The sequence below is a fragment of the Nocardia barduliensis genome (assembly GCF_013315795.1).
GTDB classification, from domain to species: Bacteria; Actinomycetota; Actinomycetes; order Mycobacteriales; family Mycobacteriaceae; genus Nocardia; species Nocardia barduliensis.
In genome coordinates this window covers 18,644-41,876 of the sequence record NZ_JABLTE010000055.1, presented here as the reverse complement: position 1 = coordinate 41,876, position 23,233 = coordinate 18,644, and the positions used below count along the sequence as shown (strand labels likewise).

The window sequence follows — 23,233 nt, the reverse complement described above, 5'->3', positions numbered from 1 at the left end:
ATGATCTCGTACGCATGGTCCGAGCGCCTCGACGATCAAGACCGCGAGGACGCGGCGGCGCTGGTGACGCACGCGGCGGAGTACGACGAGGAAGCCGGCTTCACGACCATCGATCCGCGCGCCGCGTCCGCTGTCTCCGACGCCGCAACGGTGGTGTGGCACCTGCCGATCAAGGCTCGCCGCGACTTCTCGATGCGCGAGGACGCCCCGCTCGAGCTGGTGGCCTACCTGCACCTGACCGTCGACCGGCACGGGCAGGGCATTGCCGCGCTGGTCGTGCACCCGCGCTACCGATCCCGGGGCGTGGCCACCGCGCTGGTCGAGGAACTCGGGCTCGACACCGGGGCTCCCGGTGGCTGGTGCGGCACGGGGGCGCATGCGCTGCGCGGCTGGGCCTACGGCAGCCATCCCGCCTCCGAGCGGCTCACCCGCCGGTTCGGGGTGCTCGCCGTGGCCCGGCTGTGGACAGTGCTGCGGCCGCTAACCGGCCCGTTCGCGGCGCCGCTGGAGCTACCGGAGCCGCGCGCGGGAGTGACGGTCACCGCGCACGAGGCGGCCGAGGCGGCCGACCGGGTGCGGGCGGTGCTCGGTCGCGCCGAACTGCCGCCGTCGCATCGGGACCGGGCGCTGTCCGACTTCTCCGGCGACATCGGCCGCGTGCTGCTCGCCACCGGCCCGCGGGGCGCCGACCTCGGATTCGCCTGGTACGACCCGCGTTTGCGCGACCACCTGGAACTGCGGACCGCCACCGTGCGCGCGCTGGTGCTCACTTCGTCGGCGCGGGGCAGTGGACTCGGCGCCGACCTGCTCGGCCGCGCACTGACCGAACTACGCGCGGGCGGGGCGCAAGTGGCCCGGATGCGGATGGACCCGGACGACGAGGGCGCGCTGCGCACGGTGCGGCTGCTGTCCTTCGAGCAGGAGGACGCCCACGCCTGCTACCAGGTGGGGGAGTGGTCGGAGCCGCCGGTGTACCCGCGCTGATCGCCCCGCCCCGGTGTCAGCCGGACCCTGTGCGGGCGGGTGCGGACAATTCGTGATCGCGCATGATGCCGTGTAGGAAGCTGCGCACCATCTCCTCGAACAGCTGCTTCTGCGTCAGCGGGTTCGCCTCGAGCGCCTCGGCGAGCAGCGGCTGCGCCTCTGGGTCGACGTTCGGGAAGATCGTCGACCGGGTGCTCGGCCCGCGCACGGCCTCCATCAGCACCGCCCCGATGGCCAGGGTCTCCATGCCGTCGAGAATGCGCACGTGCAGTTCGGTCGGGACGCCCGAGTCCAGCAGGAACCGGGCGGTGTCCTCGTAGGTGCCGATGAACAGATCGCGCGGAAGGTGCTGTAGCAGAACGGTGGCGGCATTGCGATGCTGCAGGATCGACTGCCGCCAGTTCAGCGCGAGCGTCACGAAGTACTCTGGCCAGTCCGGGCCGGGGCGGCGACGCGGGCGGCTCACGGAGGTGCCCGCGATGTAGTGGGCAACCTCGGTCAGGATCTCGTTCTTGTCCGCGAAGTGGTAATACAGCGAGGGCGCGCGCACCCCGAGGTACTTGGCCAGCCGGGGCAGGCTGAACGCTTCGAGGCCCTCCGAATCGATGATGTCGATCGACGCCTGAACCGCCGTCTCCCGGCTGATCAGCGGTTTCGCCGGTCTCGCCATCACTCCGCCTTCCCGCGAGGCTGTCTCGCGCCATCTAGCAAGGGTAGTTTTCGCTGCACGCGCCGGTCCAGCAGGACACTCCTTGACGCCTATATCTAACGTATTTAGATTAGTGATAGCCGATCGCGACAAGGGATGCGCAGCATGACAGATGAGCAGAACGGAACCCGGGCACCCGGGGTGACGGGGCATCGCATCTGCCCGCTGTGCGAGTCGACCTGCGGGCTGATCTGGACGTTGCGCGATCGCCGCGTGGTGGGGATCGAGGCCAACTCGCGCGACATCTTCAGCGCCGGGCACAGCTGCGCGAAAGGGATCGGGCTGACCCGGGTCGAGAACGATCCGGACCGCATCCGGACGCCGCTGGTGCGGACCGCGGCGGGCGACTTCCGGGAGGCGTCCTGGCAGGAGGCGTTCGCCGTGATCGCGGACCGACTGCCCGCCCACGTGGCGGACGATCCGGGCAGCTGCGCCGTCTACCACGGCAATCCGGCCGCGCACCACCTCGATGCCACCTTCTACCTCGGTGAGGTGATCGCGGCGCTGCGCACCCGGCAGGTCTACTCGCCCGCCAGCATCGACACCTGGCCCAAGAATCTCGCCCACATGCTGCTCTACGGCACCGGCCTCGGACTGAGCCTGCCCGATATCGATCGCACCGACTGTCTGCTCGTGCTCGGCTCGAATCCGCTGGTGTCCAACGGAAGCACCGTCACCGCACCGGGCATGCACCGCAGGCTGCGCGCGCTGCGCGAGCGGGGCGGCACGCTGATCGTGGTCGACCCGGTGCGTACCCGCACCGCGGAGGTGGCCGACCTGCACGTCCCGATCCTGCCCGGCACCGATGCCTATTTCCTGCTCGGCGTGCTCGCGGTGGTGGCCGCGGAGGGGCTGACACGGCCCGATCGGATCCCCGGCGAGGTCGACGGCGTCGATGCCGTCCTCGCGCTCACCGAGGGGTTCGGTCCGGAGGTCGTGGCGCAGCGGTGCGGTATCGACAGCGCGACCATCGTCACCGTGGCCCGCCTGTTCGCCGGAGCATCGTCCGCGGTGGCGCACAGCCGGATCGGGACCTGCATGCAGGAGTTCGGCACCCTCGCCAACTGGCTGGTCGAGGTCCTCACCATCGTCACCGGCAACCTGGACCGTCCCGGCGGCGCCATGTTCTCGCTGCCGCCCTGCGGCGGCCCGAACACCTGGCCGTCTCGCCGGCCACCAGCGTTGATGTTCGACCGGTGGCGGTCCCGGGTGCGCGGGCTGCCCGAGGCCCTGGGCGAACTCCCGGCGGTCTGCCTGGCCGAGGAGATCAGCACCCCGGGGCCCGGTCAGGTCCGCGCGCTGATCACCGTGGCGGGCAACCCCGCGCGGACCGTGCCGAACACCGCCGCCGTGGAGCGGGCGCTGGCCGGGCTGGAGTTCATGGTGTCGGTCGACGGCCAGCTGAACGAGACCACCCGGCACGCCGATGTGATCCTGCCGCCTCCGCCGCTGGCCACCCGCGGCCACCACGACGTCACGCTGGCGCACTTCCAGGTGCGCAACGTGGCCCGCTACAGCCCGCCGTTGCTCGAGCTCGCCGATGGCGAGCTCGGCGAGTGGCAGATCCTGCTCCGGCTGGCGGCGGCGGCCACCGGCCGGGTGGCGACAGACGAGGATGTCGCGGCGATGGACGACGCGGTCGCGGCGGTCGCGGCCCGGCGGGCTGCCGGGCTCGCCGGATGCGAACCCGCCGCGGCGGCAGCGGCGGTGGCCGAGCGCTCCGGCCCGCTGCGGCTGCTCGACCTGCGGCTGCGCAGCGGGCCCTACGGCGACCGGTTCGGCGCGGACCCCGACGGGCTGTCGCTGGCCCGCCTGGAAGCCTGCCCGGACGGCATCGACCTGGGCCCGCTGCGGCCGCGGCTGCCGGAGGTGCTGCGCACGCCGGGCGGCCGGATCGACCTGGTCCCCTCGCTCGTTGTCGGCGACCTGCCGCGGCTGCGTGCCGCCCTGCACCGGCACGACCCGGACCTGCTGCTGATCAACCGCAGGCAGCCGCGGGGGATGAACTCCTGGCTGCACAACGCGCTGCCGCAGCCCGACGAGAGCCAGTGCGCCCTGCTGATGGCGCCCGCCGACGCCGCAACCCGGGGTCTGGTGGACGGCGACCGGATCGAGGTGCGCTCGGCCACCGGCGCGGTGCACGCCGAACTGCGGGTCGACGACGCGCTGCGCCCCGGGGTGGTGAGCATGCCGCACGGGTGGGGCCACCACGGCCCCGGGCTGCACGCCCGGCACGCGACGGCCGCGCCCGGCGCCGACTACAACGCGCTGGTCGACGACTCCGTCGACCTGGAGGCGCTCACCGGCGCGCCGATCTTCAACGGCATCCGGGTGCGGATCACCCGGGCCCTTCCCGCCGATCGACCAACCGAGACGGAGTAGCCCGACGATGAGCAGCACTGTCCCCGACGCCCTGGCCTACTGGGCCCGGCATCGCCCTGATGCCACCGCCCTCGACTTCGCCGGTGACGTCATCGGCTACGGGGAGCTGAACACCTGGGCCGACGGCGTCGCGCACGCCCTGCGTGCCCGCGGCGTCCGGCCCGGTGACCGGGTCGGCTTTCTCGGCGGCAACTCGCCGGCGTGGTGCGTGGCCGCGCTCGGTGCGTGGAAGGCGGGCGCTATCGTCGCCCCTTTCAATCAGCGGCTGCTCGCAAGCGAACTGGCGGCCTTGGTCGAGAAGTGCGAACCCGCCCTGATCTTCTGCGACGAGCGCCTGGCGGATCGACTGGACGAGGTGCGCGCGATCCCGCTCGACGGATCGCGGTCGGCCCGCCCGGACTTTTCGGCCGCGATTTTGGAGCGTGACGTCGCCCCGCTGCGCGCGTTGACACACGAGCGGTTCCCGGTTCCCGCCGCCGACGCCGGCGATGCGACGGCGGTCGTCTTCACCAGCGGCACCACCGGGCGCCCCAAGGGCGTGGTCTTCACCCACGCGAGCATCGCGGGGATGTTCCACGACTGGGCGCTGGTGGAATCGGTGGCGCCGCACGCGCTGCGGATCCTGCTGGTGCTGCCGCTTTTCAGCGCGGCGGGCATCATCTGGGGCGTGGCCCGCACCGTCCTGAATGGGGGGACGCTGCTGCTGCAGCCCCGCTTCGACCCGGTCGCCGCGCTGCGGGTGCTCGAGCAGGACAAGCCTGATACCTTCACCGGCCCGCCGATCCTGTGGGAGCAGATCGCCCGGGTGCCGGGGTTCGAGCGGGCCGAACTGGGCCACCTGACCACCGCGCACGTCGGCGGCGCGCGGGTTCCGGTGGAGCTGCTGCGGACGTGGGCGCGGCGCGGCGTGGCGCTGCGGCAGCTGTACGGGCAGACCGAGATCGGCGGCTCGATCACCGTGACATCGCACCGGGACGCCGCCGCCCGCCCCGAATCATGCGGTCGTGGAACAGTTTTCAGCCGGATCCGGGTGGTGGACGACGACGGCCGGGACTGCGCCCCCGGCGAGATCGGCGAAATCCTGCTGCGTGGCCCCGGCATGATGGCCGGCTACTGGCGGGACGAGGAGGCGACCCGGGCGACCATCGTCGACGGCTGGCTGCACACCGGCGATCTCGGCACGCTCGACGGCGACGGCTACCTGACGTTCGTCGACCGGCTCAAGGACCTGATCATCTCGGGCGGGCTCAATATCGCGCCCGCCGAGGTCGAAGCGGTTATTGAGGCGCTGCCCGGGGTCGAGGAGGTCGCGGTGATCAGCGTGCCGGACGAGAAGTTCGGCGAGACGCCCGCCGCCCTGATCACCGCCTCGCCGGAGCTCACCGGCGCCGATGTCGTGGCGTTCTGCGACAGCCGCCTCGCCGACTACAAGGTGCCGCGCTACGTGGTGTTCCGCTCCGAGCCGCTGCCCCGCATGGCCAGCGGCAAGATCGACAAGCGCGCCCTGCGCGACGAATACACCGATATCCCCGGCACCCACCCGCGGGTGCGCTGACCGGGTCCGGGCACGGCGAAAGGGGCGGCGAGAAGATCTCGCCGCCCCTTTCGCCGTAACTCAGGATTCCGGAGTGAACACGATCGGCAACCGGACGCAGCCGCGCACCTGACTGCCGTGCATGACCGGCGGATCGCCGTCCACCAGCCGGTAGTCGGGGATGCGGCGGTGGATCTCCTCCAGTGCCAGTCGCAATTCGATGCGCGCCAGGTGCGAGCCGATGCACCGGTGCGGGCCCGAGCCGAACGACAGATGCCGGTTCGGGCTGCGGTGCAGTTGCAGCTCGGTCGGCGCCTCGAACTCCGCGGCGTCGCGGTTGGCCGAGCAGAGCAGCATGATCAGCTGGTCACCCTCGGCGATCCGCACTCCGCCGAGCTCAGTGGCCCGGGTGGCCCTGCGGCCCGGGACCACCGCGGCCTCGATCCGCAGGATCTCCTCCACCGCGGCCGGGATCACGTCCTCGTCCTCGACGAGCTGCTGCCGCTGCTCGGGATTGGCCGCGAGGTGGATGATGCTCCAGGCCAGCGAGCCCTGCACGGTGTGCAGGCCGGCGATGAGCAGCAGGAAGAACATGCGGTTGAGTTCTTCGTCGGTGAGCGGGCGCTTGCCGTCGGAGAGTTCGAATTCCGAGTTGATGATCTTCGAGGTGACGTCCTCGCCCGGATTCCTGCGGCGTTCGTCCAGCACGTTCTGGAAGTAGCCGAACATCTTGAAGGCGGCTTCGCCGCGGGCCGCGTTCGACTCCTCCTCGGTGCCGCCGGGGACACCGGTGAGGATGGTGTCGGTGGCCGCGGTGAACAGCGGGGCGTCCGCGAGGGGCCAGTCCATCAGAGCCAGGAACACCCGGGCGGGCAGCTCGTGGGCGAACTCGGAGATGAACTCCGCCTCGCCCCGGCCGGCGAAGCCGTCGATGAGTTCGTTGATCACCTCCCGGATGCTGTCCTCCAGCGCCTTCATCCGCAGCGGGCTGAACAGCGGCTGCAGCGCGAGCCGGTAGCCGGTGTGCTCCGGCGGGTCCAGCTCGATCGGAATGAACTTTCCGAAGCCGGCGCCGGTGGTCACCAGGTTGTTCGGGTAGCTGGAGAAGGTCTCGTGATTGCGGAAGACCTCGTGGATCTCCCGGTAGCCGGTCACGATCCAGTGCCCGCCGTGGGCGGTGGACCACACCACCGGACCCTTGGCGGCCAGTTCGGCCGCGCGGTCCTGGAAGGTGTCGACGGGCGCGGCGATGGCGGGGTCGTAGACGTCGAAGTCCACGATGAGTTCGGCGGGCACTTCGGCCACAGAGGTCATGGCAGGTTCCTCACTTTCGGTCGTAGGAAGATCGATCGGGTCAGAGGTCGCCGGGCGAGCCCTTGTCCTCGGCGAACCACATACCGACCCGGGCGAGGGTGCCGCCGTCGGTGGAGGGCAGGACGACGCCGCTGAGGTAGGCGGAGTCGTCGGAGACGAGGAAGAGCGCGACCTTGGCGTTGTCGGTGAGGGCGGGCGGGCGCTGCAGCTTGAGCGGGATGGGCGAGATCGCCGGGTCCCACTCGCCGGCGACCTGCTCGTAGGACTGGCCGACGACGGGGCTGCCGGGGGGCATGAGGAAGTTCGGCGACATGCCGTGCGTCGGCGCGATGGCGTTGACCCGGATGCCGTATTTGCCCAGGTCGAGGCTGAGCCCGCGGACCAGGCCGTTGACGCCGGCCTTGGTGGCGGAGTACATCGCGATGTTGTGGTAGGCCACCAACGAGGCGGCCGAGGACGTGGCCAGGATGGTGCCGCCGCCGTTGGCGCGCAGCGCGGGCACCGCGGCCTTGGCGCTGTAGAACACTCCGGACAGGTTGACGCCGAGTACGTGCTGCCAGTCGGCGTCGGTGAGGTCCTGGAAGTCGACCTGCTCGCCGCCTGCGACCGAGGGGACGCCGCCGCGGGAGACGACGCCGGCGTTGGCGAACATGATGTCGAGCTTGCCGAACTCCTCGACGGTGGCGTCGACGGCGGCGACCACCTGGGATTCGACCGCCACGTCGGCGGTGAGGGCGATGGCGGTGCCGCCCTGCTCGTCCACGAGTTTCACGGTCTGCGCGGCGCGATCGGCGTCGATGTCGACCACGGCGATGCGCGCGCCTTCGGCCGCGAACAGCTGGGCGCACTGACGGCCGAATCCGGAACCGCCACCGGTGATGACGGCGACTTTGCCTTCGAGCTTCATGAGGAATCTCCACTGTCGGGAATCGAGAGAGAAAGACGGGCAGCGCCCTGGATCGTGACGTCGGAGTCCGAATCGAGTGCCGTGCGTCACAGCAGACGCTACAGTTGCAATACGGATGACGTCAATCGTCATTTGTCATTTGTTTCAGGACTGGGACTGGCGTGCGCGTGACCCCGGGCTTAAACTACGTGCATTAGTTAAACACGTGACGGCCGTCACGTCTGTGCAACGGCGCATCGAGGCGCAACAAGAAAGTCGAGGACGACATGGCAGCGACCATCGGATCTGCACTCGCCTGGTGGGCTCGGTCGAAGGGCGAGCGGACCGCGATCGTCGTGGACGACGAGTCGCTGACCTACCGGAACCTGCACCACTGGTCCAGCCGGATCGCGCGGCTGCTGGCCGAGCGCGGAGTACGGCCCGGCGCACGGGTGGGCGTGCTCGGGCCGAACTCACTGGAATGGCCGGTCATCGCGCTGGCCGTGCTCAAGACCGGCGGGGTCCTGGTGCCGCTCAACCCGCGGCTCAAGCCCGCCGAACTGCGCAAAGTCCTCGACGACGCCGGTGTGGAGACGGTCGTTTACCCGCCCGGATACGCCGGTGCTGTCGAGGAGACCCGCGGGCTGGGCGCCGACTTCGCCGCCATCGGCTTCGAGGAACTCGCCGCGCTGCGAACCGGCGAGCCGGACGACTTCCGGGTGGACCCGGAGCCCGACGACCCGTCCGCATTGCTGTTCACCAGCGGCTCAACCGGGGTGTCGAAAGGTGTCGTCTGCACCAACCGCACCCTGCTCAACATCGTGTTCGAGGCCTCCCTGGTGGAGGAGGGGCTGCGGCCCGGCGCCACCACGCTGCTCGTGCTGCCACTGGTCTTCACCCCGGGCCTGGTCTGGGGACTGATCATGACGATCGTGCTCGGCGGCACCATCATCATCGAGAAGGAGCTCGTCCCGTCCCGGGCCGCGCGGCTGCTCGGCGAGCGCGATGTGCAGGCCATCTTCGGCGTGCCGCTGATCTTCGAGGCGATCTCGCGGGCTCCCGAGTTCGACGAGGTCGATCTCGGGTCGCTGCGTACAGCCATCGTCGGCGGCGCCGCGGTGCCGGTGTCGCTGCTGGAACGCTGGGCGAAGAAGGGTGTCGCGCTGCGCCAGATCTACGGCATGACCGAGGCCGGCGGCGTCGCCACCGCCACCCTGGTGCATGAGGCTGCCGACCACCCCGACACCTGCGGGAACGGCTCGATCTTCACCGAGCTGAAGGTTGCGCGCAGCGACGGCACCGAGGCCGCGCCGGGCGAGGAGGGGGAGATCCTGCTGCGCGGCCCCGGCGTCACCCCCGGCTACTGGAACGATCCGGAGACCACGGCGGCGGCGCTGCGGGACGGCTGGCTGCACAGCGGTGACCTGGGTGTCCGGGACGAGGAGGGCAGGCTGAAGTTCGTCGACCGGCTCAAGGATCTGATCATCACCGGCGGTATCAACATCTCGCCGGTGGAACTGGAGCGGGTGATCGGCTCGCTCGAAGGCGTGGAGGAGGTCGCGGTCATCGCCGCCGGGGACGACCGGTTCGGTGAGACTCCTGCGGCCATCGTGAAGGTCTCCGGCGACGTGGACGAGGCGGCGATCATCGAGCACTGCAACCGGTTGGTCGCCGACTACAAGGTGCCGCGCTACGTCGTGATCCGCGACGAGCCGCTGCCCCGGCTGCCCAGCGGCAAGCTGTCCAAGACCGCGATCCGCGCCGAATACCGCGACGTGACCGACCGTTTCGAGAAGCTGCGGTGACGGCGCCCGAAGCGGTCTCCGGCGAGCGGGTGGTACGGCTCGAGCGTGACGGCGAGATCGCCGTCGTGCGGCTGCACCGCCCCGACCGCCTCAACGCCTTCACCCTGCAGATGCGCGACGAGCTGCTGGCGGCCTTCGACGCCGTCGACGCGGACGACAGCGTGCGCGCGGTCGTACTCACCGGCTCCGGGCGCGCCTACTGCGCGGGTGCCGATCTAGCAGCCGGGGCGGACGTCTTCCGCGCCGAGGCGGATCCGGAGTCCGGCGAGGTCCCGCCGGACTCGGGCGGGGAAGTGGCGCTTCGGATCCATCGGTGCACCAAACCCGTCGTGGCCGCGATCAACGGCCCTGCGGCGGGCGTCGGAGTCACCAGCACGCTACCGGCCGATATCCGGATCGCCTCGGAGACAGCACGTTTCGGGTTCGTCTTCACCCGCAGGGGGCTGGTGCCGGAGGCGTGCTCGTCGTGGTTCCTGCCCCGGATCGTCGGCATCGACACCGCGCTGGAGTGGATGCTGAGCGGGCGGACGGTGCCGGTCGAGGAGGCGGCAGAGCGCGGGCTCGTGCGCGAGGTCGTCCCTGTCGGGCAGGTGCTGCCCCGCGCTGTCGAGATCGCGCGTTCGCTGGTCACCGGTACCGCGCCGGTCTCCGTGGCACTGACCAGGCAGCTGCTGTGGCGGATGCTCGGCGCCGACGGGCCGGAGGCGGCGCACCGTGCCGACTCCCGGGGAATCTACTTCCGCGCCCGGGATTCCGATGTCCGGGAAGGCGTCGACGCCTTCCTGGCGAAGCGGGAACCGCAGTTCACCGACTCGATCGCCGCGGGCCTGCCCGCCCTGTTCGACTGATTTCCGGCGACCCCGGCGGACGGCTTCCCTGCGGAGCGCCGTTCGCGCGGGGTCGTCGCCGATTCGGTGTAATCCAGGTCACCGAACCTCTTGCGCGCGCATGGTGATCCAATTAACATATGACGTCAGGCGTTGTTTGTATCACAGTTCGCCGCCCGCATCCGCGGTCGCCAGCGCGAACCGACGCCCCCGACGGGCGAGCGTTCGGCCCGGAAATCCCTGATTCATCACGGCGAGAACGACTTCCAAGGAAGGAGGTGCCGGGAGTGAGTACTGCCGCGATACCGTTCGCCACACGCGCTGCCGACTACCTCGTGACCACACCGGCGCGGAGCCTGGCGACCCTGGGACGCTCGGCGCAGCTGGCCGCGGCGGTGATCCGATATTCCGTGGTCGACACGGTGCGACTGCGGATGCCGGTGCAGGAGCTGGTCGAGCAGATGTGGACCCTGCTCAAGGTCACCGCGCTGCCCGCGCTGCTCATGGCGATCCCGATCGGCGCCGAGGTATCGGTGCAGGTGGGCGGCATCATGAACCAGGTCGGCGCCAACTCGCTGGCCGGTGCGGCCAGTGGGCTCGGGGTGGTCGGCCAGGGCGCGCCGATGGCCGCCGGGCTGCTGATGAGCGGCGCCGCGGCGTCGGCCATCGCCTCGGATCTCGGTGCCAGGGCGGTCCGCGAGGAGATCGACGCCATGCGGGTGATGGGCGTCGACCCGGTAGAGCGGCTGGTCATGCCGCGTTTCCTGGCGATGATCGCGATCGCGCCGATCCTGTGCATCATCATCATCTTCGCCGGCGTCTTCGCCGGGCTGCTGATCTCGGCCAACGTCAACAACGTGGTGCCGGGCAGCTTCTGGCAGTCCTTCGGCGCCTTCGCCACTCCCACCGATTTGGCCTTCTCCATCCTGAAGGCACTGATCTTCGCCGCCATCGTCGTGCTGATCGCCGGGCTGCGCGGGCTCGAGGCCAAGGGCGGGCCGAAGGGCGTGGCGAACGCGGTGAACGCCTCGGTCGTGCTGAGCGTCTTCTGCATCTTCCTCACCAATCTGCTGGTGAGCCAGTTGCAGATGATGTTCTTCCCGGCTCGGCTGGCGTGACCGCCATGGCCATCCTGCGCGTGACACGACACGCCACCGGCGGCTTCCTCGGCGAGCTCGGCCGGATCACCGTCTTCACCGCGAAGGTGATCTGGCTGCTACCGAAGACGATCCGGCACTACCGGCGGCAGACGGTCAAGACCATGAACGACATGGCGTGGGGGAGCGGCTCGCTGGTCGTCGACGGCGGCGTGATCAGCCTGATGTTCTTCCTCGGCGTCGCGGTCGGCGCGGTGGTCGCCATCGAGGCGTTCATGGCGCTGAACCTGCTCGGCTTCGGCCCGCTGACCGGCATCATCGGTTCGTTCGGCAATATCCGGGTGATCGCCCCGATCATCACCGGGATCGGGTTCGCCGCCCAGGCCGGCTGCCGGATGACCGCCGAGATCGGCGCCATGCGGATCTCCGAGGAGATCGACGCCACCGAAGCCATGGGCCTGCAAGCGATTCCGTTCGTGGTCGGCACCCGCCTGGTCGGCAGCATGCTGGTCGTGCTGCCGGGCTATCTGATGGGCCTGGTGGTCAGCTTCTTTACCGGAGCGCTCATCGTCAAGGTTTTCCACCGCCAACCCGGCGGCACCTACGACCACTATTTCGCGCAGTTCCTCAGCTTTCCGGATCTGGCGGCCTCGGTGATCAAAGCGGTCACCTTCTGCGCTGTCGTCACGATCATCCACTGCTATTACGGCTACTTCGCCACGGGCGGCCCCGCCGGCGTCGGGGCGGCATCGGGGCGGGCCATCCGCGCCAGCCTCGTCGCGATCGTCGTGCTCAATTTCGCGATGACCGTCGCGATCTGGGGGCTGAGCCCGTTGCTGGTCTTCAAGGGATAGGTCGATGGGAAGAACACCACATCAGGATTTCGTCCGAGGCAGTGATGCCCGGCAGACCCGCGTCGTGCACGGCGCGGGGGTCGCGGTCCTCGCACTGGCCGCACTGACTCTGGTCGGCGCCGTCTGGGTCCGGCCGCTGGTCGACGAGCCGGACGGACTCGCCCTCGACGTCGAGGTGCCGTATGTCGGGCCCGGCGTCAGCGACGGCACCAAGGTGCTGCTGCACGGCAACGAGGTCGGCGAGGTCACCGCCCTGGAACGGCCCGACCCTGGCACGGTGCGGATGGGCCTGCTGCTCGATCCGGCCGGGATCGACGGGCTGACAGACAGTTTCGAGCTGGACTTCCGGCCGCAGAACTACTTCGGCATCACCGCGGTCAACCTGATCGCCCGCCCGGGCGGATCCGAGCTCACCGCGGGCCGCACCCTCGACCGCACCCCAGTGGGTGACTTCACCATGTCCACAATGCTGGAGAAGGGTTCGGTCGCCATCGACGGGACACTGACCACCTCGATGGTCGCGGCCCTGGACGAGGCGGTGCGCTACACCGACGGGCTGACCCCGCTGATCGAGTCCGGCATCGTGTTCGCCGACCGGGTCGCCGCCACCCAGCAGGATCTGCCGAGCGTCCAGCTGCGCGCGGTCAACGACATCCTCGCGGTGCTGCCCGGCTTCAGCGCCGAGGCGATCGACACCCTCGACATCGTGTACCACAGCGACTACAACCGGCGCCCGGACGGCTCGATCGGCGTCGACGACGCATTCATGGACTACAGCGACGCCGGGCTCGGCCTTGCCGCCAACAGCCTGTTCGGCAAGGCGGGCGCGCTGCTCGCCTCGCACGGCACCGAGCTCACCCCGGTCACGCTGCTGGTGAAGGCGCTCACCGACGCGCTGCCACACATGCTCGACGGCGGGGCAGCGCCGGCGAAACTGCGGGAGCTGATCGACCGCTACGACGCGGCGTTCACCGGCCCCGACGGGGCGAAGACGCTGAACCTGCGCCTGGTCCTCGACGGCCTGCCGGTGATCGCCGCACCCCCGGCGCCGACCGGCGTCCCCTCCCCCGCAGGGGAGGAGCCGCGATGAGCCCGCACACCAGAATGCTGATCACCCTCGGCAAACTCGCTGTCGCCGTGGTCGTGGCGGCCGCCCTGTTCGCGGTCGTACTGAGTGCGATCAGGAACCCGGTCACCGCCGAGACCGACAGCTACACCGCCGAATTCACCGACGCCTCCGGTCTGCACGTCAACGGCGACGTGCGCACCAAGGGCGTGCGGATAGGCAAGGTCACCGGGATCGAGCTGGTGCACCGGCTCGGCCGCTCCGTCGCCGAGGTCGAGTTCACCCTCGACCGCGCCTACCGGCTGCACGAGAACACGATCCTGGCGGTGAAGTACCAGAACCTCACCGGCGTGCGGTTCATCGACCTGCAGACCCCCGACAACCCCGGCGCCCCCGTGCGGCACCTCTCCGCCGACGTGACCAAGCCCTCCTTCGACATCACCCAGCTGTTCAACGGGCTGCAGCCGGTGCTGAGCACCATGAGCACCGACGAGATCAACACATTCATGGACAACGCCCTGATGCTGCTGCAGGGCGACGGCTCCGGGCTCACACCGATGCTCGACCACGCCCAGCGGCTGGCAGACCTGGCCCACGACCGCGAGCAGGTCATCGCCACCCTGGTGACCAACATGTCCCGGATCGCCGACACCATGGGCGGGCGCTCCCCGCAGGTGATGGAATTCCTGCGCTCGCTCAGTTTCCCGATCGCCAAGGCGATGACGGTACTCGGCGAGTTCCCCAAGACCGCGACGTTCGGCCCGGAGTTCCTGACGCCGGTGCACCGGCTGATCACCCAGCTCGGCCTGGAGCGCGACCTCGACATCGAGGCGCTGGCCGCGCAGGCGTTCGCGTCGATCCCGGACGCGGCCGAGGCGTTGCGGCTGCTCCCGCCCGCACTGGCCGGGCTGCAGCTGCCACAGCTGACCACTCCCGCCGCCGGCGGCATGCAATGCAGCAATGGCGTCGCCCGGCTCCCCACCGATGTCCGCGTGCTGCTCAACGGAAGCGAGGTCGTGGTATGCGCGCCATCGTCGTGAAACCGCGTGCGGCCCTCAGCCGCCTGTCCCACAGCGAGACCGGGCTCGGCCTGGTCGTGGTCCTGGCGGCGGTGCTGCTGCTCGCCGCGACCACCGTGCTCTACCTGCGGCCGGTCGGCCAGCGCACCGTCGTCTTCGAGACCACCGACGCCTCCGCGATCTCGCCCGGTCTCGAGGTCCGGGTCGCCGGCATCACCGTCGGCAAGGTCACCGCGGTCACGCTGGGCGCGTCGGCGGTCACCGTCGAGACCCGCGTCGCCGAAGACACCTTCGTCGGCCGGGACTCGCGGGTGGAGGTGCGGATGCTGACCCCGGTCGGCGGGTACGCCGTCACCCTGATCCCGCTCGGCGACACCCCGCTCGGGAACAACCCGATCCCCAGTGCCCAGGTGACCGTCCCGTACTCGATCGGCGACGTACTGCAGGCCGCCCCGCAGGTCACCGAGCACGTCGACGGCGCCCTGGCCGACGCCGACATCGAGCAGGTCGCCGCCGCACTGGAACACAACACCACCTCGATGAGTTCACTGATCTCGGGCATGAGCAGCATCGCGGCGGTGATGGACCGGCAGCGCGCCCAGGTCCGCGAGATCACCGGACTCGCCTCGGAGTACCTGAGAACCTTCGAGGCCGACCGAGAATTCGTCTTCGACCTCATCCGGCAGGTCGACATAGTCCTGTCCACCTATAACAACACCCACGTCGGCTTCAACGAGGCCTACCGGCTGCTCGGCGAGGTGCTGATGCGGATCCAGCCGATCGAGAAGTACTACCTGGACCACCGGCAGGAGGTCCTCGACGCCGCCGATCAAGTGCGCACCGCCATCGCCGACTTCCGTACCCACATGGGCCCGGCCATCGACCAGCTGCTCGCCCTGCGCGAACAGCTCGCGGCCTGGCTCACCCCGGAGGGCCTGGCGACCGTACAGGGCGGGTCGCTGCTGGCCTCCGACATCTGCCTCCCCCTTCCCGGACGGACGTGCTGACATGCAGCGGAACAGAACCCGGATCGTCGGCATCCTCACCGTGGCCGGACTGGCGGCGGTGGGATTCGCCGTCGCGGACACCGAGCCAGAGCCCACCGCCTACTGCGCGCAGCTGCCCGACGCGATCGGGCTCTACGCGGGCAACCCGGTCACCCGGATGGGCGTGCCGATCGGCACCATCGACCGCATCGAGGCCGCAGGCGGGCACGTCGAGGTGGGTTTCACCATCGAGGCCGGACACCGCATCCCCGCCGACGTCGCGGCGGTGACCCGCTCGAAATCCATCCTGGCCGACCGCAGCCTCGAACTCGTCGGCGCCGAGGTGGGCCCGGAACTCGCCGCGGGCAGCTGCATCCCGCTCGACCGCGGCCACACCCCGAAAAGCATCTCCGAGATCACCGGTTCGGCCGCCGACTTCATCGCCGAACTCAGCCCGGACAACGGGCAACGGAGCTTCGAGACCGCGGTCGCCGGCTTCGCCGAAGCGCTGCGCGGACAGGGCCCCCGCGCCCGCGAACTCATGCTGCACGCCGCCGCGGCGGCCAACAGCCCCGACCGGCTGATCGCCGATATCGGGGCCATCATCCGCGACATGGCCCCGCTCACCGACGAGGCACTGCGCAACTGGCCCGCCATCCGGTCGATCCTCGATCAGATGCCCGCGGTGGTCGCCGCCGGAATCGACTTGTGGCCGGGCGTGATCGACGTCTGCGTCGGCGTCGGCTGGCTGGTCAACGTGCTGCACGACGTGCACACCGGCTACGGCGATCTGCTGTGGCCCGCGCTGCGCGGTCCGCTCGCCGACGCCATCCACCTGGCTGCCGGGCGCTCCGGGGACATCCGCGGTCTCATCGAGTCGATCCCCGCGGTCGCCGCGCTGCTGCGGCAGCAGACCGGGACCGACGGCGCCATGGTCCTCGCCTACCAGCCGACGCCCGGCGGCCCCTTGGACCTGCTGTTCCAGGGAGGCCCGCGATGAATCGACGCTCACCTGTCCGCAGCGCCCTGCTCGCCACGCTGTGCTGCGCCGTGCTCGCCACGAGCGCCTGCTCGCTGGGCCCGGACGATCTGCCCTCGGTGCGCGGCGGGGTCGGCGACGGCTACGAGGTGCACCTGGAGTTCGCCGGGGTGATGAACCTGCCCAGCGGAGCGGATGTCGTCATGGACGGGCTGCGCATCGGCGAGGTCCGCACGGTCGCCGTCCAGCCGGACTCGGTCCGGATCACCGCGGAGTTGAAGGAAGGCAGCCGGGTACCGTCCGATGTGCGCGCGGTCATCCGGCAGAACACGCTGCTCGGTGACACCTACATCGCCCTCGACCACGACGCGATCGCGCCCGGCGAGGAATTCCTGACGCCCGGCGGCACCGTCACCGTCGACCGCACCAGTTCGCCGCCGCAGCTCGAGGACACGATGGCCGTGCTGGCCTACTTCGTCAACGGCGGCAGCATCCAGCGCATCCAGGACGCCATGAGCCGGATCAACGCCGTCGTGCCGGTGCCCGGCGACGTGCGGCGGCTGGCCTCGGTCGTCTCCACCGATCTGCGCGACCTGGCCGGCGGGACGGAGGAGATCGATCGGCTGCTGACCGGTTTCGACGCCACTGCGGTGGCCGTGGACAGCCGGGCGCAGACCCTGGCCACGGTGTTCTCCCAGGAGGCCGAGCACTACTGGCGCCGGGTGGCAGTCAACATCGTCTCCTACATCAGCCAGATCCTGCCCTCGGTCGGCAGCGTCTACGAGGGCGGCCTGTGGCTGGTGCCGATGCTGAACGCGCTGGCGGACACCGGCGGCGTGCTCCGCGACATCTGGGACCGCGGCCCGGCCGACACCGCCCGGATCGCCGATTTCCTGCGCCTGACCGTGCTGCCCTTCGCCGAGAACCCGGCGGTGAACATTCGGTCGGTCGAGACCGCCTCCGGCGATCAGGTGATCGCCGATGTCGAGAACCTGCTGCGCATGCTGGGAGCCGTGCGATGAAACTCGGAACGCCACTGTCGGTGCTCGGCATGGTCACCCTGGCCGCCGGCTCGCTGCTGTACCTGGGCGAGATCGGGCTCGAACACGACGCCTTCGCCGAACTCAACACCGCGAGCATGGCGATTCCCGAAACCAACGGCCTGGTCGCCGGGTCCCGGGTGCTGCTGCGCGGGGTGCCGGTCGGGCAGGTGACCGCCGTGCACAGCTCGGCGGCGGGGATCTCGGTCGAGTGGAACTATCACCGGGACACCAGTATTCCCGTCGGAAGCCGCTTCCGGATCGACAATCTCTCCGCCCTCGGCGAAACCTACCTGGCCGTGCTGCCGCCGTCGTCGGCTGGACCGTACCTACCCGACGGTGCCGAGATCCCCGCCGAGCAGGTCGTGGTGCCGACCACCTTCGACCAGCTCTCCCAACGGCTCACCACCATGCTCGAACAGGTCCACCCCGACCAGATCCGCGCCATCTTCGCCACCATCGACACCGCGCTGCCCGAGGACCCGTGGGTGCTCAATGACCTGCACCGCGCCGGCGAGATCCTGGCCTCGATGCTGCTACAGCAGTCCAGCAACCTCACCACCCTGCTGCACACGGTGCAACCGCTGCTCCGCGAAACCGGCTCGGTGCCCGGCGCGCTCGCCGCCACCACCCCGATCGTCACCGACTTCGGCTCCGGTTTCCGCGGCACCCTCGCCGGTATCCACTTCGCCGCCTCCTTCGGCCCGCTGAAGGATGGCATCGAATTCGGCGCGGGCCCGCTCATCGACCAATTGCAGGCCTTCCTCGACGACACCGCCGCCGACCTGGACACCCTCGGCACCGACCTGCTCCCCGGCGTGCAGGCCGGCGGCGCGGCGCTGTCCACGGTGAACATCGGCCAACTGCTCGACAACGCCCTCGCCGCCACCGGCACCGGTGACGCCGTCACCGTCCGCATCCAGCTGCCCGGCCGCTGACCCGAAGGAGTGACACCCATGACCCGGACCACCGACGTTCTGGAGCCCGAAACAACCGATCAGCCCGCGGAACCAGCCGCCGACACCTCGGGGTGGCGGGCAGCGCTGCACCGTGGCCGCCGCGCGGGCGATTTCGCTATCAAGATCAGCACCCTGTTCACCGCGATCCTGCTGCTGATACCGGCGATCACCGTCGGCGTGCTCGGCGTGCAACTGCACGCTCGGAACGGCGAGATCGACGCAATGCACGCCACCGCCGCCGACACCGCGCACGCCGAGCAGGTCGCTCTCGACTACGCCACCGCGGCCGCGGAGATGAACTTCCACGATCTGGCGGCCTGGCGAACCCGGCTCACCCAGGGCACGAGCCCGGAACTGACAGCCCGGCTCACCCAGGCGGCGACCTCCATGGAGCAGATCATCGTCCCGCTGCAATGGGTCTCGACCGCCCAGCCGATCGCCGCCAAGGTCCGCTCCACGGACGACGGCGTCTACTCCGTCGACTGCTTCGTCCGCATCCTCACCAAGAACAGCCAGGCCCCGGAAGGCATCCAATCGACCGCGACCTATCAGCTCAGCGTCGACAGCGGCAACAACTGGACCATCACCGACATCGGTGGCATCGGCACCCCGCTCGGTGGCGGGGCGCCGCGCTGACCCGGCCGCTACCCGAGCACCGCCCAGTTGGCGACCTTGGCTGGGATCACCGATCCCGGCCCGGGCACGGCACCGGCGGGGGTGGCATTGCTGTGGCTCCCGTGCTCTGTGTTCTTCACCGGCGGAGGCGGCGTCGGCAAGACCTCCTCGCCTGCGCATCCGCGGTCCATCGGCTCGCGGCGGGTCGCGGATGCTGCTGGTCAGTACCGCCCGCGTCCAACCTCGCGCAGGTGCGGTGCCTTCCGCAACGCTCGCGAACAGTGCGATGGTGATACCGGACAGTCTCAAAGACCAGATCAGCATCGCCTCACGAAGAGTGCCGGTGTGCTCGGCAGGCGACGGATAGCAAACCCGACCACGAACCGCCGCTGGCGCATAGATAAGTCGTGAAATCCAGGCAGCAGGCGCAAGCCTCATCCGGGGCTGAGGCGGTGACGCCGTCACCACAATCCCGTTACGTTCGGCAGATTCTCGAGGACGCGACCGTGCCATCCTCGCTCGCCGACGTCGAGGTGAGTTTTAAGACCCCAGACAAGGCGTTCGCCCCGTCGGTGACGACACTGGATGTGTTCCTCTACGGTGTCCGCGAGAACCGGATGCTGCGTGACCCCGAGCCGCTCCACCCGCGACGTCGCGACAGTGTTGCGGTGCGCGGGCTGAAGAGTCATTTGAGGGAGTCGGTGTCGCGGGCGTGGCGGGATCTGATCGTGTGTCGGGTGGTGGTGGCTGGTGTAGACACCGACAATTCGCGGCGGGAACGCGCGAGTTGTGCATCATCGCTTGCGATACGCTCGATGTTGCCGGAAGATGACCGCATGGTGTCCTGTGTGCGTGCACAGGTGCGGTGGATCCCGGGCCGTTGATGGCTAAGGAGGATCCGCTGCGGACTCGCCGCGATGTGAATCTGCCTGTCGCGGTGGAGTTGAGCGCGTCGGGTTTCGAGGATGCCGAGGAGATCGGGCACGGTGGTTTCGGTGTGGTGTTCCGGTGCACGCAGGTGGGGCTGGATCGCACGGTGGCGGTGAAGGTGCTGACCGCGGAGTTGGATGCCGACAATCAGGCGCGGTTTTTCCGTGAGCAGCAGGTGATGGGCCGGTTGACCGAGCATCCGAACATCGTCACGGTGTTGCAGGCGGGTGTGACCGCGAGTGGGCGGCCGTATCTGGTGATGCCGTATCACCGGTTGGGTTCGTTGGATGCGTGGATCCGGCGGGAGGGGCCGGTGCCGATCGAGACGGCGCTGTGGGTGGGGGTGAAGATCGCGGGTGCGCTGGAGAGTGCGCATCGGCTGGGGATCGTGCATCGGGATGTGAAGCCGGGCAATATTCTGCTGAGCGAGTACGGCGAGCCGGCGTTGACCGATTTCGGTATCGCCCGGATCGCGGGAAGGTTTCATACGCCCACGGGCGTGGTGACCGGGTCGCCGGCGTTCACCGCACCCGAGGTGCTGTCGGGGGAGGCCGTGACACTCGCCGCGGACGTGTACGGGCTGGGTGCGACGCTGTTCGCCGCGTTGACCGGGCACGCGGCGTTCGAGCGTGGTAGTGGTGAGCAGGTGGTGGCGCAGTTCTTGCGGATCACCGTTGCGCCGGTGCCGGACCTGCGGGCGGGTGGTATTCCCGAGGATGTGGCGGCGGTGGTGGAATCGGCGATGAACCGGGATCGGCATGCGCGGCCCTCGGCGGCGCGGCTGGGCGAAGCGATCCGAGGCGTGCAGCGGCACCACGGATACCAGGCCGGGGATGTAGCCGTGCAGCACAGGAAACCGGGGGTGGCTTCGGGGCTGCTGTTCGACCAGCAGCTGGGATCGGTCCCTCCTGAGACTGCGGGGAATCGCGGCAGCAACGGTGAGCTGCCGCTCGAGCTGACGAGTTTCGTCAACCGCCGCGCCGAGATGACGAAGATAAGGAACCTGTTGTCGGTGTCGCGGCTGGTGACACTGGCCGGGATCGGTGGTGTCGGCAAGACCCGGTTGGCCTTGCGCGCCGCGTCGAGTGCCCGACGCGATTTCGCCGACGGAGTATGGATGATCGAGCTGGCCAGCGTGCGCGACCCGGCACTGCTGGCCGACGTCGTGGCGGCTGCCCTGGGCTTGCGGGACGATTCGGCCCGGCCGATGCGGGAAGTGCTGGTGGAATTTCTGCGTTCGCGAGAGACACTACTGGTTTTGGACAATGGCGAGCAGGTAGTGGAGGCTTTGGCGAGCCTGGTCGAGACGTTGTTGCTGGCATGCCCAGGTCTGCGGACTCTCGTCACCAGCCGTGAGCTGTTGGATATCGCCGGGGAATCGGTGCTGCGGGTGGCGCCGCTGACCGTTCCGGGCACCGACGGTGAGCCAACGCTGCGCGGGTTGCCCAAATATGACGCGGTGACGTTGTTCGCCGCTCGCGCGGCTGCGGTCGTGCCAGGTTTTGAGGTCTCCGAGGATAACAAGACGGCTGTGGCGGGGATTTGTTCCCGGTTGGAGGGATTGCCGTTGGCGATCGAACTCGCCGCCGCGCGGATGCGCACGATGTCGCCGGAGCAGATCCTGGCGCGGCTCACGGACCGGTATGCGTTGCTGACCCGCAGTACCAGCAGCCGCACCGCGCCGAGGCGGCAGCAGACGCTGCGGTGGTGCATCGACTGGAGCCACGAGTTGTGCACACCGGTCGAGCAGCGACTGTGGGCCCGGTTGTCGGTTTTTGCCTGTACCTTCGAACTCGATGCCGCCGAGCAGATATGCGGTGCTGACCTGGTGCCAGAGAGTTTGCTGGACGCGTTATCCTCTCTGGTGGACAAGTCGATCGTGCTCCGGGAGGAACTCGACGGCGTCGTGCGTTTCCGGATGCTCGGGACCGTACGCGACTACGGGCGCGAGCAGCTACAGGAGTCCGGCGAAGACCTGGATCTGCGTCGACGACACCGTGACTGGTATCAGCGGCTGGCGCTGGATGCCGAGGCCGGGTGGATCAGCGAACGACAGCTAGACTGGCTGGCCCGGCTCGACCGCGCGCAACCGAATCTGCGGGCGGCGCTCGAATTCTGCATGGCCGATGACACCCGGGAGTCGGGTGAGGCCGCGCTCCGCACCGCCGCGGCGTTGTGGATGCTCTGGACTTTCCGGGGTCTGTACGGTGAAGGCAGGCGCTGTCTCGATCGCGCCCTCGCCCACCCCGCCGCGCGCTCGATACCCGACCGTATCCGAGCGCTGAATGCGAGCATTGCCATGGCCGCGTCGCAGCGGGACCTGCAGTCGGCGGATTCGCGGCTGGAGCAGGCGCACGCACTCGCCGAGCAGGATCTCACCCCCACGAACCAGGCGCTGATTGCCTACGCCGATGGCCTTGTGGCGCTATATCGAGACGAACCAGCCCATGCGGTCTCGTTCTTGGAGAACGCGGTCGATATGCTCGGCTCGAATCGACAGGGGTATCTTCATCTCAGCGCATTGATGTTGCTCGGTTGGGCCCATACCCGGCAGGGCGACATCAGCCAGGCGATCAAGTGTCACGAGCGGATTATCTCCATCACTGAAGCATGCGGCGAATCGCTGTATCGATCGACCGCGCTGTGGGGACTGGGCATTGCCGTATGGCAGCAGGGCCAGCGGTCCCGCGCACAAGAGTTGCTGCAGGAATCGCTACGGGTCAACCGGCGCGTATGCAGCCCGGTGATTGTGGCGTTCGATCTCGAGGGGCTGGCGTGGACTGTCGCCGACGACGATAGTGAGCGCGCGGCCGTACTGATGGGTGCCGCTGAGAGTCTGCTGAGGCCGACCTCAGGTGTTTCGATCTTCTTCCCCGAGTTATCCCACGCGCACGAGGAATGTGAGCGCATAGTGCGTCGGGTGCTCGGTGTACAAAGATTCGATGCGGCGTTCCGGCGCGGCCAGGTTATGGAAATGAACGCTGCGGTGGCCAACGCGCTTGGGGAGCCGTCAACTGGCACCCAGCGCGCTTCGGAACCGAAATTGACCAAACGTGAATGGCAGGTCGCTGACTCGTTACCCGAGGACTCACCAACAAGCAGATCGCCGCCAGCTTGGTGATTTCGCAACGCACAGCCGATGGCCATGTCGAACACATTCTGACCAAACTCGGCTTCACCTCCCGTGCGCAGATCGCGGCCTGGATCGTGGACCACGCCAAGTAAGACTGTGGGCGTCGAAGTTGCG

Annotated in this window: 18 protein-coding genes and 1 pseudogene; 16 read left to right on the top strand and 3 right to left on the bottom strand. The window is 69.2% G+C overall.

The window, feature by feature from the left end; all coding sequences use genetic code 11:
• Positions 1 to 984 (top strand): GNAT family N-acetyltransferase, encoded by a 984-nt coding sequence (locus tag HOV91_RS22870; RefSeq protein WP_174187467.1) that lies wholly within the window; start codon positions 1 to 3, stop codon positions 982 to 984.
• Positions 985 to 1,000: 16 nt separating this feature from the next.
• Here HOV91_RS22870 and HOV91_RS22865 read toward each other — a convergent pair whose 3' ends face one another.
• Positions 1,001 to 1,654, bottom strand: coding sequence for a TetR family transcriptional regulator (locus tag HOV91_RS22865; RefSeq protein ID WP_174187466.1), 654 nt, complete (start codon positions 1,652 to 1,654; stop codon positions 1,001 to 1,003).
• A gap of 144 nt (positions 1,655 to 1,798) precedes the next feature.
• On the opposite strand from HOV91_RS22865, the gene HOV91_RS22860 reads away from it, so the two are divergent.
• A complete protein-coding gene (locus HOV91_RS22860) occupies positions 1,799 to 4,075 on the top strand; it encodes a molybdopterin-dependent oxidoreductase (RefSeq protein ID WP_174187465.1) in 2,277 nt (758 codons plus the stop codon).
• 7 nt (positions 4,076 to 4,082) lie between these two features.
• Positions 4,083 to 5,630, top strand: a complete 1,548-nt coding sequence (locus tag HOV91_RS22855) for a class I adenylate-forming enzyme family protein (protein ID WP_174187464.1) — start codon at positions 4,083 to 4,085, stop codon at positions 5,628 to 5,630.
• Between the two features lie 60 nt (positions 5,631 to 5,690).
• Here the strand turns inward: HOV91_RS22855 and HOV91_RS22850 are convergent, their stop codons facing one another.
• Both HOV91_RS22850 and HOV91_RS22845 read right to left on the bottom strand, forming a co-directional pair.
• Positions 5,691 to 6,923 (bottom strand): cytochrome P450, encoded by a 1,233-nt coding sequence (locus HOV91_RS22850; RefSeq protein WP_174187463.1) that lies wholly within the window; start codon positions 6,921 to 6,923, stop codon positions 5,691 to 5,693.
• A 40-nt stretch (positions 6,924 to 6,963) separates the two neighbouring features.
• On the bottom strand, positions 6,964 to 7,830 hold the full coding sequence (locus tag HOV91_RS22845) for an SDR family NAD(P)-dependent oxidoreductase (protein WP_174187462.1): 867 nt from the start codon (positions 7,828 to 7,830) through the stop codon (positions 6,964 to 6,966).
• Between the two features lie 266 nt (positions 7,831 to 8,096).
• Here HOV91_RS22845 and HOV91_RS22840 point away from each other — a divergent pair, with 266 nt between their 5' ends.
• The 13 genes and pseudogenes from HOV91_RS22840 to HOV91_RS22780 all read left to right on the top strand — a co-directional run bounded on the left by HOV91_RS22840 (position 8,097) and on the right by HOV91_RS22780 (position 23,211).
• Positions 8,097 to 9,614: a class I adenylate-forming enzyme family protein gene (locus tag HOV91_RS22840; protein WP_174187461.1), complete on the top strand. Its 1,518-nt coding sequence runs from the start codon at positions 8,097 to 8,099 to the stop codon at positions 9,612 to 9,614.
• The gene (locus HOV91_RS22835) at positions 9,611 to 10,462 is read left to right on the top strand and encodes an enoyl-CoA hydratase-related protein (protein WP_312884737.1); all 852 of its coding nucleotides are present in this window, start codon (positions 9,611 to 9,613) and stop codon (positions 10,460 to 10,462) included. The genes HOV91_RS22840 and HOV91_RS22835 overlap by 4 nt, the downstream gene beginning before the upstream one ends.
• A gap of 266 nt (positions 10,463 to 10,728) precedes the next feature.
• Positions 10,729 to 11,559 (top strand): ABC transporter permease, encoded by an 831-nt coding sequence (locus HOV91_RS22830; RefSeq protein ID WP_438822685.1) that lies wholly within the window; start codon positions 10,729 to 10,731, stop codon positions 11,557 to 11,559.
• 5 nt (positions 11,560 to 11,564) lie between these two features.
• Positions 11,565 to 12,392, top strand: a complete 828-nt coding sequence (locus HOV91_RS22825) for an MlaE family ABC transporter permease (protein ID WP_174187475.1) — start codon at positions 11,565 to 11,567, stop codon at positions 12,390 to 12,392.
• Positions 12,393 to 12,396: 4 nt separating this feature from the next.
• A complete protein-coding gene (locus tag HOV91_RS22820; protein WP_174187460.1) occupies positions 12,397 to 13,482 on the top strand; it encodes an MlaD family protein in 1,086 nt (361 codons plus the stop codon).
• Positions 13,479 to 14,498 carry an MlaD family protein gene (locus tag HOV91_RS22815; RefSeq protein WP_174187459.1) on the top strand — a complete coding sequence of 340 codons (1,020 nt, stop codon included), beginning with the start codon at positions 13,479 to 13,481 and terminating at the stop codon, positions 14,496 to 14,498. Before HOV91_RS22820 ends, HOV91_RS22815 begins: the two co-directional genes overlap by 4 nt.
• Positions 14,480 to 15,484, top strand: coding sequence for an MlaD family protein (locus HOV91_RS22810; RefSeq protein WP_174187458.1), 1,005 nt, complete (start codon positions 14,480 to 14,482; stop codon positions 15,482 to 15,484). Before HOV91_RS22815 ends, HOV91_RS22810 begins: the two co-directional genes overlap by 19 nt.
• Before the next feature lies 1 nt (position 15,485).
• Positions 15,486 to 16,463 carry an MlaD family protein gene (locus HOV91_RS22805; RefSeq protein ID WP_174187457.1) on the top strand — a complete coding sequence of 326 codons (978 nt, stop codon included), beginning with the start codon at positions 15,486 to 15,488 and terminating at the stop codon, positions 16,461 to 16,463.
• Positions 16,460 to 17,464, top strand: coding sequence for an MlaD family protein (locus HOV91_RS22800; RefSeq protein WP_174187456.1), 1,005 nt, complete (start codon positions 16,460 to 16,462; stop codon positions 17,462 to 17,464). Before HOV91_RS22805 ends, HOV91_RS22800 begins: the two co-directional genes overlap by 4 nt.
• Positions 17,461 to 18,420, top strand: a complete 960-nt coding sequence (locus tag HOV91_RS22795; RefSeq protein WP_174187455.1) for an MlaD family protein — start codon at positions 17,461 to 17,463, stop codon at positions 18,418 to 18,420. Before HOV91_RS22800 ends, HOV91_RS22795 begins: the two co-directional genes overlap by 4 nt.
• A gap of 18 nt (positions 18,421 to 18,438) precedes the next feature.
• A complete protein-coding gene (locus HOV91_RS22790) occupies positions 18,439 to 19,077 on the top strand; it encodes a hypothetical protein (RefSeq protein ID WP_246350581.1) in 639 nt (212 codons plus the stop codon).
• A 386-nt stretch (positions 19,078 to 19,463) separates the two neighbouring features.
• Positions 19,464 to 19,940 (top strand): Pvc16 family protein, encoded by a 477-nt coding sequence (locus HOV91_RS22785; RefSeq protein WP_174187454.1) that lies wholly within the window; start codon positions 19,464 to 19,466, stop codon positions 19,938 to 19,940.
• Positions 19,940 to 23,211: pseudogene (locus HOV91_RS22780) on the top strand (protein kinase domain-containing protein). The gene HOV91_RS22785 and the pseudogene HOV91_RS22780 overlap by 1 nt, the downstream one beginning before the upstream one ends.
• Positions 23,212 to 23,233 lie beyond the last annotated feature (22 nt).

What these genes read in the sequence shown, in the direction of transcription:
- HOV91_RS22800 (WP_174187456.1), top strand. Translation starts at nt 16,460, where the DNA reads ATGAATCGACGCTCACCTGTCCGCAGCGCCCTGCTCGCCACGCTGTGC.
- HOV91_RS22815 (WP_174187459.1), top strand. Translation starts at nt 13,479, where the DNA reads ATGAGCCCGCACACCAGAATGCTGATCACCCTCGGCAAACTCGCTGTC.
- HOV91_RS22795 (WP_174187455.1), top strand. Translation starts at nt 17,461, where the DNA reads ATGAAACTCGGAACGCCACTGTCGGTGCTCGGCATGGTCACCCTGGCC.
- HOV91_RS22865 (WP_174187466.1), bottom strand. Translation starts at nt 1,654, where the DNA reads ATGGCGAGACCGGCGAAACCGCTGATCAGCCGGGAGACGGCGGTTCAG.
- HOV91_RS22805 (WP_174187457.1), top strand. Translation starts at nt 15,486, where the DNA reads ATGCAGCGGAACAGAACCCGGATCGTCGGCATCCTCACCGTGGCCGGA.
- HOV91_RS22790 (WP_246350581.1), top strand. Translation starts at nt 18,439, where the DNA reads ATGACCCGGACCACCGACGTTCTGGAGCCCGAAACAACCGATCAGCCC.
- HOV91_RS22840 (WP_174187461.1), top strand. Translation starts at nt 8,097, where the DNA reads ATGGCAGCGACCATCGGATCTGCACTCGCCTGGTGGGCTCGGTCGAAG.
- HOV91_RS22870 (WP_174187467.1), top strand. Translation starts at nt 1, where the DNA reads ATGATCTCGTACGCATGGTCCGAGCGCCTCGACGATCAAGACCGCGAG.
- HOV91_RS22855 (WP_174187464.1), top strand. Translation starts at nt 4,083, where the DNA reads ATGAGCAGCACTGTCCCCGACGCCCTGGCCTACTGGGCCCGGCATCGC.
- HOV91_RS22850 (WP_174187463.1), bottom strand. Translation starts at nt 6,923, where the DNA reads ATGACCTCTGTGGCCGAAGTGCCCGCCGAACTCATCGTGGACTTCGAC.
- HOV91_RS22860 (WP_174187465.1), top strand. Translation starts at nt 1,799, where the DNA reads ATGACAGATGAGCAGAACGGAACCCGGGCACCCGGGGTGACGGGGCAT.
- HOV91_RS22820 (WP_174187460.1), top strand. Translation starts at nt 12,397, where the DNA reads ATGGGAAGAACACCACATCAGGATTTCGTCCGAGGCAGTGATGCCCGG.
- HOV91_RS22810 (WP_174187458.1), top strand. Translation starts at nt 14,480, where the DNA reads ATGCGCGCCATCGTCGTGAAACCGCGTGCGGCCCTCAGCCGCCTGTCC.
- HOV91_RS22825 (WP_174187475.1), top strand. Translation starts at nt 11,565, where the DNA reads ATGGCCATCCTGCGCGTGACACGACACGCCACCGGCGGCTTCCTCGGC.
- HOV91_RS22845 (WP_174187462.1), bottom strand. Translation starts at nt 7,830, where the DNA reads ATGAAGCTCGAAGGCAAAGTCGCCGTCATCACCGGTGGCGGTTCCGGA.